The sequence below is a fragment of the Deltaproteobacteria bacterium genome, from assembly GCA_016210005.1.
Taxonomy (GTDB): Bacteria; Desulfobacterota; Binatia; order HRBIN30; family JACQVA1; genus JACQVA1.
Genome location: JACQVA010000074.1, coordinates 1 through 12,102, shown reverse-complemented (window position 1 = coordinate 12,102; position 12,102 = coordinate 1). Strand labels below are relative to the sequence as shown.

At 67.5% G+C, this 12,102-nt stretch carries 10 protein-coding genes; 8 read left to right on the top strand and 2 right to left on the bottom strand.

Annotation, left to right across the window (positions count from 1 at the left end; all coding sequences use genetic code 11):
* Window positions 1-499 precede the first annotated feature (499 nt).
* Window positions 500-1,423, bottom strand: a complete 924-nt coding sequence (locus HY699_07680; protein ID MBI4515679.1) for a TIGR01777 family protein — start codon at window positions 1,421-1,423, stop codon at window positions 500-502.
* A gap of 10 nt (window positions 1,424-1,433) precedes the next feature.
* On the bottom strand, window positions 1,434-2,078 hold the full coding sequence (locus HY699_07675; protein MBI4515678.1) for a hypothetical protein: 645 nt from the start codon (window positions 2,076-2,078) through the stop codon (window positions 1,434-1,436).
* Between the two features lie 50 nt (window positions 2,079-2,128).
* Here HY699_07675 and tilS point away from each other — a divergent pair, with 50 nt between their 5' ends.
* The 8 genes from tilS to HY699_07635 all read left to right on the top strand — a co-directional run bounded on the left by tilS (window position 2,129) and on the right by HY699_07635 (window position 11,836).
* Window positions 2,129-3,499 carry a tRNA lysidine(34) synthetase TilS gene (tilS, locus tag HY699_07670; GenBank protein MBI4515677.1) on the top strand — a complete coding sequence of 457 codons (1,371 nt, stop codon included), beginning with the start codon at window positions 2,129-2,131 and terminating at the stop codon, window positions 3,497-3,499.
* A 46-nt stretch (window positions 3,500-3,545) separates the two neighbouring features.
* Window positions 3,546-5,387, top strand: coding sequence for an ATP-dependent metallopeptidase FtsH/Yme1/Tma family protein (locus HY699_07665; GenBank protein ID MBI4515676.1), 1,842 nt, complete (start codon window positions 3,546-3,548; stop codon window positions 5,385-5,387).
* Between the two features lie 73 nt (window positions 5,388-5,460).
* A complete protein-coding gene (locus HY699_07660) occupies window positions 5,461-6,210 on the top strand; it encodes a TIGR00159 family protein (protein MBI4515675.1) in 750 nt (249 codons plus the stop codon).
* Complete coding sequence (locus tag HY699_07655) at window positions 6,207-7,190, top strand: hypothetical protein (protein ID MBI4515674.1); 984 nt, start codon at window positions 6,207-6,209, stop codon at window positions 7,188-7,190. Before HY699_07660 ends, HY699_07655 begins: the two co-directional genes overlap by 4 nt.
* Complete coding sequence (locus tag HY699_07650) at window positions 7,190-8,560, top strand: phosphoglucosamine mutase (protein ID MBI4515673.1); 1,371 nt, start codon at window positions 7,190-7,192, stop codon at window positions 8,558-8,560. The genes HY699_07655 and HY699_07650 overlap by 1 nt, the downstream gene beginning before the upstream one ends.
* A 6-nt stretch (window positions 8,561-8,566) precedes the next feature.
* Entirely contained in the window at window positions 8,567-9,301 is a 735-nt protein-coding gene (pdxJ, locus tag HY699_07645) for a pyridoxine 5'-phosphate synthase (GenBank protein ID MBI4515672.1), read from the top strand.
* Window positions 9,298-10,848 carry an NAD(P)H-hydrate dehydratase gene (locus tag HY699_07640; GenBank protein MBI4515671.1) on the top strand — a complete coding sequence of 517 codons (1,551 nt, stop codon included), beginning with the start codon at window positions 9,298-9,300 and terminating at the stop codon, window positions 10,846-10,848. The genes pdxJ and HY699_07640 overlap by 4 nt, the downstream gene beginning before the upstream one ends.
* Window positions 10,849-11,092: 244 nt before the next feature.
* Complete coding sequence (locus HY699_07635) at window positions 11,093-11,836, top strand: sulfite exporter TauE/SafE family protein (GenBank protein ID MBI4515670.1); 744 nt, start codon at window positions 11,093-11,095, stop codon at window positions 11,834-11,836.
* The last annotated feature ends 266 nt before the right edge of the window (window positions 11,837-12,102 follow it).

Sequence of the window (12,102 nt, the reverse complement as noted above, 5' to 3'; positions counted from 1 at the left end):
GGACCGCAGGCAAGATGCCTGCGCCACCGAGGGACTGAGCAGCTTGGGCTTGGGTGGGTCAAGGACCGCAGGCAAGATGCCTGCACCACCGAGGGACTGAGCAGCTTGGGCTTCGGTGGGTCAGGAACCGCAGGCAAGATGCCTGCGCCACCTGCGAGCTGCCCGCGTTCCCGGCGGTGGCTGCGCCAGCGAGAGGCTGAGGGGCTTGATGGAAAGATGCGGGGTCAGGTTGGTACCAGCGCTCGCGCTTGCTCGCGATTGAACCCCTCACCCCGACCACCCCGACCCTCTTCCCGCAAAAACATGAGGGGTGAGGGGGGGGCGGAGACCATCGGAAAAGCCGCACCTCGTCCCCCGTCAAGGAAAAGCATCGAGCCCATCACCCCCACTTTCTCGCCGAAAACATCTGGGACGAGGAGGGGCGGAGAACCGAGGTGCGAGCCCGTCGCGTCCGCCGCGTGGTCCCTTCAAGGCCGGAATGTCACTGCTCGTGGCGTTCTCAAGGCGCTGTTAGCCGAGGGCAGTCGAGGACCTGCCGCAGGGCGGCTTCGAGAGTGGGATAGCGGAAGCGGTAGCCGGCGCGTTCGGCGGCGGCCGGGATCACGCGCTGCCCCGTGAGTAACATCTGCGCCATCTCGCCCAGGGCGAGGCGAAGCGTAAACCCCGGCACCGGCAGCCACGACGGACGCCCCAAGACGCGGCCAAGGGTGCGGCAGAACTCGCGCATGCGCCAGGGCTCGGGTGCGGTGGCATTTACCGGCCCCGTGAGCGTCGGGCACTCGAGCGCGAACCCGATCAGCCCGATCACGTCGTCGCGGTGAATCCACGAAAGCCACTGCTCGCCGCGGCCCAACGGGCCGCCGGCGAAGAGCTTGAACGGCAACGCCATCCGCGACAACGCCCCACCCCCTGTTCCGAGCACGACGCCGAGCCGCAAGCGTACGACGCGCACGCCCAGCGGCTCGGCGCGTTGAGCTTCATGCTCCCAGGCGCTGCAGACGGTGGCAAGGAAGTCGCCGCCGGGCGGCGCGCTTTCATCCAATACCTCATCCCCGTGAGGCCCGTAGTAACCGACCGCGGAGGCGCTGATGAACACCGGCGGGGACGGTTGCGCCTGCGCCATGGCCGCAACCAGATCGGCGGTGGTCCGGCACCGGCTGCGGCGAATCGCATCCTTGCGCGCCGCCGTCCAGCGGCCGCCAGCGAGCGACTCGCCGGCGAGATTGATCACCGCGTCCGCCCCGTCGAGCGCGCGTGGCCAAGTGGCCGCGGACCACTCGATTACCTCCGTGGCCGCCGGCAACGAGCGCCTGGCGGCGGCCGCGGCGCGAGACAGCACCACCACGTGGTTACCGGCACTGTGCAGGTAGTGACAAAGCGGCACACCGATGAAGCCGGTGCCACCGCTGAGCACGATCTTCATCAGCCGACTCCTACCGTGAAGGGGCCGGCGGCGTGGGCTCGGCCGCTTCAACTCGCACACTGCGGCCGACACCGTTGACCAGCACGCTGGCGCGCTCGGCCAACTGCTGGCCGGTGATGCGGGCGGCGTACAACTCGGCGAGGTCGGAGGTGAGCAAATAGAAGAGCGCCGCTTCCGGCTCCCCGGCGCCTTGGCTCAAGTGCGCGCGCAGGTCGGCTTCATCGGTGTACGGCTTGTGCGTGTAATTTATCCACAGGCCTAAGCCGTCGGCCCTGAGGTCGAGACCGCGAAAGCGGCGCAGCGTGGGCTCGACGATGCGCGTCCAGGTGCGCCCGAGACGTTCGTCGGCGCCAAGTTCGCGGTCGTTGTAAACGATGCCACTATCGAGTGTGAAGGTAAGATAGCGCTTTTGCCGATATTCCTGGATGCCCGACACCGTCACCGCCGTCTCCCGTACTGCCCCGCTTTCGATGGCATGGCCCATCAAGAAGCCTTCGAGCATGACGGCATCAGCCCCGTACTGCTTGCGGACTTCGGCCAGTGCTTGCAGCACTTCAGGGTTGGGTCTGCCGATGCGCGGCGTTGATGGCGCGTCTTGAGCCATCGCCATCAGCGCGACGCTGGCGCAACCGAGGCCGACCACGGCAGCGATCACATGTAGCCGCATTGTGTTGCCGGGCGCACCATGCCAGAGTGCCGTCTACCGTGCAACGCAAGCTCGCTCCCTTCCTGCGAACGGTCCGGCAAACGCTCGAACGCCACGCGATGGTTCAATCCGGCGACCACGTGTTGGTCGCGCTCTCTGGCGGCGCCGACTCGGTGGCGACGCTGGCGGCTCTCGTTCGTCTGGCACCACGCCTGGGTCTGACGGTCAGCGCAGCCCACGTGCACCACGGCCTGCGCGGTGCGGAAGCCGACCGCGATGCCGAGATGGCAGCGGTGGTGGCCGCGCGTCTGGGCGCACCCTTTCGTGCCGTGCGGTTGCCCGCGGCATTGGCCCGCGGCGGCAATCTCGAAGAGCGCGCCCGCGAGGCGCGTTATGGGGCGCTGGCCGCCGTAGCCGCCGAAGTGGGGGCAACCAAGATCGCCACCGGCCACACCCGTGACGACCAGGCGGAAACCGTGCTGATGCGCATCGTACGTGGCTGCGGCCCTGCTGGGCTGGCGGGAATTCTGCCGCTTTGGCGCAACGGGCAAGTGATCCGGCCGTTGCTGGAGTGCACGCGAAGCGAAGTGGAAGCGTTCGTGGCGGCGTTGCAGCTTCCCTATTGCCACGACAGCAGCAACCAAAGCCGCCGCTTTCTGCGCAACCGCGTCCGCCACGAATTGCTGCCGCTGCTGCGGCAGCTCAACCCGCGCATCGACCGGGCACTGGCGGATCTCGCCGCGCTCAGCCGCCAAGCATCGCCGCCAGCCGCCGCCAGCCCACAGGAATGGCTGGCGGTGGCAGACCTGAACGCGCTCGACCCTGAACGGCGCGGCCAACTGGTCCGGCACTGGCTCATCACGCTGCGCGGCCACCAGCGGGGACTAACTAAACAGCACGTAACGGCGGTTCTGGACCTTCTCGGCGAGGGGCGGCCCAACCGCCGCGCCGAGATCCCCGGCGCCACGGTACTGCGGGAGTACACGCGACTGCGCTACCAGGCCGAGAGCGCGGCCGAGCTGCTGCCTCGCCCCCAGGAGTTGCAACCCGGGCAGATCGTGACCGCCAGCGACTGGCGCATCGAGGCCAGCGGGGTGGAAAGCTGGCGGCCGCCGGGGGCGCTGCCGGCAGACCTGTGGAGCGCGGTGGTGGATGCCGACGCGGCCCCGGTGCCCCTACTGGTGCGACCGGCGGTAGCCGGTGACCGGGTGCGGCCATGGGGTATGGCGGGCCGGCGCAAGCTCTCGGACATCTTCGTCGATCGGCACGTGCCGCGCGCCTTGCGGCGCATCTGCCCGGTGGTGCAGGCCGGCGCCGAGGTCGTCTGGGTACCGGGGGTGGTTCGGGGCGCAATCGCGGCCATCGGGCCCCAAACCCGGCGGATCATCCGACTACGGGCCCAAAGCCGCTGGCAACCGTTGCTGGGGTAGGTTCCGTATGTTACGGTAACCGCGGAGTTTCTCGACTGAGGTAGTGGTGAACCAAGTCTCGCGTAACGTCGCCTTGTGGCTCGTATTGGGCCTCATGTTCCTGTTGCTCTTCAACTTATTCAACAAGCAGCAGGCCAGAGAGCCGGATATCGTATTCAGCGACTTCGTCACCGCCGTGGACAAGGGCGACGTGACCGAGGTCACCATCCAAGGCAGCAACATCAAGGGCAAGTTTCACAACGGCGAACGCTTCAAGACCTTCGCGCCCGACGACCCGGAGCTGATCAAGATGCTGCGGGCCAAGGGCGTCAAGATCACCGCCAAGCCCGAGGACAGCGACCCGTGGTACGTTACCATCCTGCTGCAATGGTTCCCGATGCTGCTGCTTATCGGCGTGTGGATCTTCTTCATGCGGCAGATGCAGGTGGGCGGCGGCAAGGCCATGTCGTTCGGGAAGAGCCGCGCCAAGCTGCTGGCCGAGAATCAACAGAAGGTCACCTTCACCGATGTCGCCGGCATCGACGAGGCCAAGGAAGAAATCGAAGAGATCATCGCCTTCCTCAAGGACCCGAAGAAGTTCACCAAGCTCGGCGGCCGCATTCCCAAGGGGGTGTTGCTGGTGGGCGCACCCGGCACCGGCAAGACCTTGCTGGCGCGGGCGATCGCGGGCGAAGCCGGCGTGCCGTTCTTCTCTATCAGTGGCTCGGACTTCGTTGAGATGTTCGTCGGCGTCGGCGCCTCGCGCGTGCGCGATCTCTTCGTTCAAGGTAAGAAGAACGCCCCCTGTATCATCGTCATCGACGAGATCGATGCCGTCGGCCGCCATCGCGGCGCCGGCCTCGGGGGCGGACACGACGAGCGCGAACAAACGCTCAACCAGTTGCTGGTCGAGATGGACGGCTTTGAAGCCAATGAAGGGGTCATCCTAATCGCCGCCACCAACCGTCCCGACGTGCTCGATCCCGCCCTGCTGCGCGCCGGCCGCTTCGATCGCCGCGTCGTGGTACCGCGACCCGACGTGAAGGGACGCGAAGGCATCCTGCGCGTCCACACCCGCAAGGTGCCGCTGGCCGAGGACGTCGATCTGCCGACGCTGGCACGGGGAACACCGGGCTTCGCCGGCGCCGATCTGGAAAATCTGGTCAATGAAGCCGCTCTGCTGGCTGCCCGCAACGGCCTCGAACGGGTGGCGATGAGCGACTTCGAGTTGGCCAAAGACAAGGTGATGATGGGCACCGAGCGCCGCAGCATGATCATCAGCCTCGAAGAGCGCCGTAACACCGCCTATCACGAAGCCGGGCATGCGCTGGTGGCCAAGCTGATCCCGGGCACCGACCCGATCCACAAGGTTACCATTATCCCCCGCGGCACGGCGCTCGGCCTAACCCAACAGCTGCCCATCGACGAACGGCACACCTATTCGCGCGCGTACTTGCTCAACAGCCTGACGATTCTCTTCGGCGGCCGTGTGGCCGAGGAATTGGTCTTGCAGCACATGACCACCGGCGCCGGCAATGACATCGAAAAGGCCACCGAGCTGGCCCGGCGCATGATCTGCGAGTGGGGCATGAGCGACAAGCTCGGCCCGATGACCTTCGGCAAGAAGAACGAGGAGATCTTCCTCGGCCGCGATTTCACCCAGGTGCAGGATTACTCCGAGGAGACCGCGCGCGAAATCGACGACGAAGTGCGCCGGATCATCCAGGCCAGCTACCAGATCGCCCGTGATCTGCTGGAAACCAACCTCGACGTGCTGCACAAGATTGCCGAAAGCTTGCTGGAAAAGGAAGTGCTCGACGGCGGCGAAATCGATGAGATCCTGCGCACCGCTCGCGGTAGCAACGGAGCCGTACCCTTGAGCGCCGCCGGCGGCGATGCCCGGGCCTGATCGCCTCAGCGAGGTCCGCCACGCATCGCGCGCCGCTGCCCGGCGTGACTGAGCCGCTGCCGCGCCGCTCGTCATGCTGGAGCTGTTGGCCAACTTCCGCATTCAAGACGCGATCGACATCGCCATCATCGCGTTCGTGGTCTACCACATCATCGACCTCATCCGTGGTACCCGTGCCGCCCAGATGCTCATCGGGCTGGCGGTCGTCTTTATCACTTACCTCTCGTCCCAGTACTTCGACCTCTACACCCTCAACTGGATCCTCGATAACTTCCTCAGCTCCTTCCTGCTGCTGATCGTGGTGATCTTCCAGAACGACATCCGGCGGGCGTTGGCCCAGGTGGGTGCCGGCTCGCTCTTCGGCGCCGATCGCCGCCTGCAGCACCAGGAGGTCGAGGAGGTGATCCGTTCCGTGGTCGCCCTGGCCGCCAAACGCGTCGGCGCCCTTATCGTCTTCCAGCGCGAAGTCGGCTTGAACGAATACATCGAGGTTGGCACGCGCTTGGACGCCCGCGTCAGCCGCGAGCTGATGCTCAGCATCTTCACCCCGAGCTCCCCCATCCACGACGGCGCCTTGATTATCCAGAAGGGGCACATCACCGCCGCCGGCTGCTTTCTGCCGCTGACCACCAATCCCAACGTCAGCAAGACGCTCGGCACGCGCCACCGTGCCGCCATCGGCCTCACCGAGGAGACCGATGCCGTCGTTATCGTGGTCTCGGAAGAGGAAGGCAGCATTTCGATGGTGCGTGAAGGCCGGATCACCCGCGACCTCGATGCCGGCACTCTGCGCGCCACCCTACTAAAACTGCTGGCGCCATGAACGGCCTCGATCGGGCTGCCCTGTGGCAGCGGCTGCAACCGTTGCTCGACCGCGAGCGCTGGCGTACGGCGCTGACACGCGACCTCGGCCTCAAACTGATCTCACTCGGTGTCGCCTTCGGCCTGTGGGCGTTCGTCAACGCCAGCGAACGCGACACCGAGCAGGCGCTGCAGGTGCCGCTCGAACTACGCGACATCCCGGTGGCAATGATGGTCATCAGTCCGCGGGTAGACTTCGTCGACATCCGCGTCAGCGGCCCGCGCACGCTGCTCAGCCGCATCGACCGCAAGCGCCTCTCGGTTCCGCTCGACCTCGCCGGCGTGCGGCCCGGGCCGGCCGTCTTTCGCGTCACCGCCGACGCCCTGGCGCTGCCGCGTGGGGTCAAGATCGTGCGCATTACGCCGGCGCAAGTCACCTTGGACCTCGAGCGCGTGGTGCGCCGCACGGTCGCGGTGCGCTTACAGACCACCGGCGCCCTGCCCGACGGGCTGCAGATGGCTGAAGTGCGAATGTCGCCGGAGGCGGTTCAGCTGGTGGGGCCGGCCTCGGTGGTCGAAGCGGTCGCGGCGGTCGAGAGTGCGCCACTCGACCTCGGCGGCGCTGCCTCCGGTGTGCTCGAGCGGGAACTGGCGCTGCCGGAGATCAGCGAATTCGTCTCATCCAGCACCGACCGGGTCGCGGTGCAGGTGCAGATCACCGAAATCGAAAGCGAGCGCGACTTCCGCCGTCTGGAGGTTTCGGTGCGCAACACCACCCGCCGGGCGAGCGTGCAGCCGGCGGCGGTGCGGCTGCTGGTGCGCGGGCCGAAGCGGGTGGTGGATGCGCTTGAGCTGGGGCGGGGCGCGGTTTATATCGACGCCGCCGCCCGCCCACCGGGCAGCTACGTGGTGGCGCCACAGGCGGCGCTGCCGCCCGGGGTTACGGCCATCAAGTGGGAGCCGGCGGTGGTGTCACTGCGACTGATGAAAGGTCAACGATGATGGGCAACACCAAGAACGCCCGCCGCTTGTTCGGCACCGACGGCGTGCGCGGTGTCGCCAACGTCGAGCCCATGACCGCGGAGACCGCACTGCGGCTCGGCCGCGCCGCCGCCCATGTCTTCAAGCGCGATGCCCGCCGGCACAAGATCATCATCGGCAAGGATACTCGCATCTCGGGCTATCTGTTCGAAAGCGCCCTGACCGCCGGCATGTGCTCGATGGGGGTCGATGTTTTGCTGGTGGGACCGATGCCGACGCCGGCGATTGCGTTCTTGACTCGTAGCCTGCGCGCCGATGCCGGGGTCGTGATCTCCGCCTCCCATAACCCCTTCCAAGACAACGGCATCAAGTTTTTCGCCGCGACCGGCTTCAAGCTGCCCGACCAGCTCGAGGCCGAAATCGAGCGCCACATGGCCGACGGCGCGCTCGACGCCTGGCGCGCGGCACCCGAGGCCGTCGGCAAGGCCTTTCGCCTCGACGACGCCCTCGGCCGCTACAACGTTTTCGTCAAGCAGGCGCTGCCGCGCGAGCTGACATTGGAAGGCTTGCGCATCGTCATCGATTGCGCCCACGGCGCGGCCTATCGCGTGGCGCCGGAAGTGCTGCAGGAACTCGGTGCAACGGTGGTCGCGCTCGGCGTCGATCCCGATGGCCAGAACATCAATCACCACTGCGGCGCCTTGCACCCGCAGCAGCTACAAGCCGCCGTGCGCCGGCAAGGCGCCGATCTCGGTATCGCCTTGGACGGCGATGCCGATCGCGCCATCTTCGCCGACGAACGCGGCGAGTTGATCGACGGCGACGCCGTCTTGGCCATACTGGCGGAAGACCTGCTGGCGCGCGATCAGCTGCACGATCGCACCGTCGTCGCCACGGTCATGAGCAACCTCGGCTTGGAGATCGCGCTGCGCCAACGCGGGGCGAAGCTGGTACGCGTACCGGTCGGCGACCGCTACGTGGTCGAGGAAATGCGCCGCAGCGGCTGCAACCTCGGCGGCGAGCAGTCGGGACACATCGTGCTGCTCGACCACAGCACCACCGGCGACGGCTTGCTCACCGCTCTGCGCCTGCTGGCGGTGCTGGTAGCGCGCCAGCGGCCAGCGAGCGAGTTGGCCCGCATCATGACTCGATTTCCGCAGAAGCTGGTCAATGTGCCGGTGGCGGCGCGGCGCGAGCTCAGTTCGGTCCCCGCCCTCCAGGCGGTAATCGACAGCGTCGCTCAACGACTCGGCGACCGCGGCCGGGTGTTGGTGCGCTACTCCGGTACCGAGCCGCTCCTTCGCGTGATGGTCGAGGGCGAGACCTCCGCCCAGGTGGAGGCATGCGTCGAGGAGATCGCCGGGGCGATTCGCACTCATCTGACAGCCTGAGGTGCCATGAGCCAGCCGATCTATCTAGGAGTTAATATTGATCATGTAGCGACCTTGCGCCAGGCGCGCGGGACGCCTTATCCATCGGTGCTCGAAGCGGCGGCGGCCGCCGAACGCGGCGGCGCGGACGGCATCACCGTCCACCTGCGCGAAGATCGCCGCCACATCCAAGACCGCGACGTCGCTGAGTTACGGGCACAAGTGGCCACCAAGCTCAATTTGGAAATGGCGGCCGCCGAGGAGATCGTGCGCATCGCCTGCGCGGTGCGCCCGCAGGACGTCTGCCTCGTCCCCGAGCGGCGCCAGGAGTTGACCACCGAAGGTGGGCTGGATGTTGCCGGCCAGCAAACCTGGATCGGGCAGGTGGTCAGCCGCCTGCGCAGTGCCGGCATTCGCGTCAGCCTGTTCATCGACCCGGAGCAAAGGCAGATCGAAGCGGCGGCCCGCACCGGCGCCGAGGCGATCGAAATCCACACCGGCACTTACGCCGAGGCCAACACCGCCGCGGCCCTGGCGGCGGAGCTGGCGCGCGTGCGCACCGCGGCGCAGCAGGCGCAGGCGGCGGGTCTGATTGTGAATGCAGGTCACGGCCTGACACTCGACAACGTCGAGCCGATCGCGGCCTTGGCGCCGCTCCACGAGCTCAACATCGGCCACAGCATCGTAGCCCGTGCCGTTTTCGTCGGACTCGAACAGGCCGTGCGAGAAATGAAAGCCCGCATGCTTGCGGCCCGGCGATGATCCTCGTCACCGCCGCCGAAATGCGGCGCCTGGATCGGCTCACGATCGAAGCGGGGACGCCCGGCCGCGTGCTGATGGAGCGGGCGGGGCAAGGTGCCTGTCAGGCGCTATTGCATTGGTTTCCGCACGCCCGCAAGCGTCAAGTGGTGATCGTCGCCGGCAAGGGCAACAACGGCGGCGACGGCTTCGTCATGGCGCGCCTGCTGCGCCGCCGGGGCGTGCGCGCCCGCGTGGCCCTGCTCGGGCGCAAGAGCGACGTCAAGGGCGACGCCGCGCGCAACTTGCAGGTGTGGGTCAAAGGCCGCGGCGCCGTCGACGAGATCCTACAGGCGGACGATCTCACGGGGCTGAGCCCGCGGCTGGAGAGCGCCGCCGTGGTCGTCGATGCCATCTTCGGCACCGGCCTCAACGCCCCGGTACAGGGGTTGGCCGCGGACGTGATCGAGCTGATCAACAGCTGCGGCGTGCCGGTGTTCGCCGTCGATATCGCCTCGGGGCTCGACGCCGACCGCGGACTGCCGCTGGGCACGGCGGTGCAGGCGGAAGCCACCGCCACTTTCGGTTTTGCCAAGATCGGCCAAATGCTCTGCCCCGGGGTTGATTACACCGGCGCACTCGCGGTGGTCGACATCGGGATTACGCCGGCGGCGGTCGACATCGTGAGCCCGCCGGCGCGGCTGCTCGCGGCCGAGGCCGTGGCCGGGCTGGTACCGCGCCGCCGCCGCGATGCCCACAAGGGCGACAGCGGCCATCTGCTGATCATCGCCGGCTCGCGGGGAAGAACCGGCGCGGCGCAGCTGGCGGCGCGCGCGGCGCTGCGGGCCGGTGCTGGCCTGGTAACTCTGGCCGGGCCGGCATCGATCAACCCGATCCTCTGTGCCGCCTCACCGGAGGTGATGACGGCGGTGCTACCCGATCACGACGATCAGCTCGTCTTCGACGCGCCCCAGCTGGCGCGGCTGCTCGAGGGCAAGTCGGCCATCGTAATCGGCCCCGGCATGGGGACGCACGAGGCGGCGCAGCGCACCGTGCGCTGGCTGGCAGAGCACGCTGAGGTGGCGGTGGTGGCAGATGCCGACGCGCTGACTTGCATGGCTAGCATGCCCCAGTGGCCGCAGCCGCAGGCGGAATGGATCGTCACGCCCCACCCGGGCGAGATGGCCCGTCTCATTTTCACGGACGCCACGGCCGTCCAGCATGATCGCGCCGGCACCGCCCGCCGGTTGGCCGAGAAGCATCAGTGCGTGGTGATCCTCAAGGGGGCGCGCAGTGTCATTGCCAGCCCCGAAGGCGCCCTCTGGATCAACCCCAGCGGCAATCCCGGCATGGCCGTGGGCGGAATGGGCGATGTGCTCTCCGGCATCCTCGGTGCCTTGCTGGCGCAGGGGCTGGAGCCGGAAGACGCGGCGCAGCTCGGCACCTACGTCCACGGTGCGGCCGCCGATGCGCTGGTGGCAGCGCGCGGCAGCGAACTCGGCCTGCTGGCCGGAGAAGTCGCAGACCAAGTGCCACGTACCCTCGGCGTCCTGACACGCTCCGGGTTGTGACGCGGGTGACCGCGGCTGTTGGCCGCGATTCGAATGGGTCGTGGCTTCGCCATCGTGTGTCTCAGACGACCCAAGGCGTTCACGAGTACCAGCTACCGTGTTCCTTAAGCCGAGCGCGGCGTATGAAGCCCGGCCGCGTCGGCGGGTCGATTGCTCCGGCCACGGCCGTGTTGGTATAGGCGGCAGCCATGGCTACGCTTTCGCAAGTGCGGCGGGTGGCCCTGCGTGCCGGGGCGGTGTCGGCGTGACAGTGGGTGACGCGAGTCTGCTGATTGCCGGCGGCATTGCTGCCGGCATTGTCAATACGATGGCAGGCGCCGGCTCGTTGCTGACCGTGCCGCTGCTGGTGCTGGCAGGGCTGCCGGGCACGCTGGCCAACGGCAGCAACCGCGTGGGCATATTCATCCACAACGTGGTGGCAGCGTGGAGCTTTCGCGCCGAGGGCGTCTCGGGCTTCCGGCAGGCGTTGCCGTTGCTGATTCCGGTGGCGTTGGGTTCCAGCGCCGGCGCCTTGGTGATCTCGCAGGTCACGGACAAGACCTTCGAGCGGCTGTTCGGTCTGGTCATGATCGTGTTGCTGCTACCGATCTTGTGGCAGCCCCGCCGCCTGGCCGCGGGCGCGCCGGCGGAACACCGGTCACCTCGCGTGACCTTCGCTATCTTCTTGCTCATAGGCCTTTACGGCGGTCTGTTTCAGGCCGGCGTAGGGCTGGCGTTGCTGTTGGCGCTTTCCTTCGCCGGTAACGACCTGGTGCGCGCCAACAGCGTCAAGGTCGTAATCAACGCCGCCCTCACGGGCGCCGCGTTGCCGGTGTTCGTCTGGCAGGGGCAAGTGGTGTGGCAGCCGGCGTTGCTATTGGCCCTCGGGCTCGGTCTTGGCGGAGGCATCGGCGCCCGCCTGACCGTGCGCGGCGGCGAGCGCATCATCCGGCCGGTGCTGGCTCTGGCGGTGGTTGCACTGGCTGGAAGAATGCTCGGGTTGTACTGAGCTAAGATTTTGCATGCTCTTTGCGGAGTGCGCCTACCCGAGTGAACTCGGCCGGCACAGCCTGTCCCAGGGGTTTGGCGCAGCCGGCCCTGCGGCGGTCCAGACTGCGGCTGCTGCCAGTGCCCCCGTCTCCCCACGTCTGTTCGCGGGGAGGCCGGGGAGGGGTGCGCGACAAATTTGTGGGTAACGTGGCGGAGCCCTGATCCTGTTCGGTGTTATGGCCGTCATTCCCGCGAAAGCGGGAATCCAGTTTGGCGTTTGGCGCT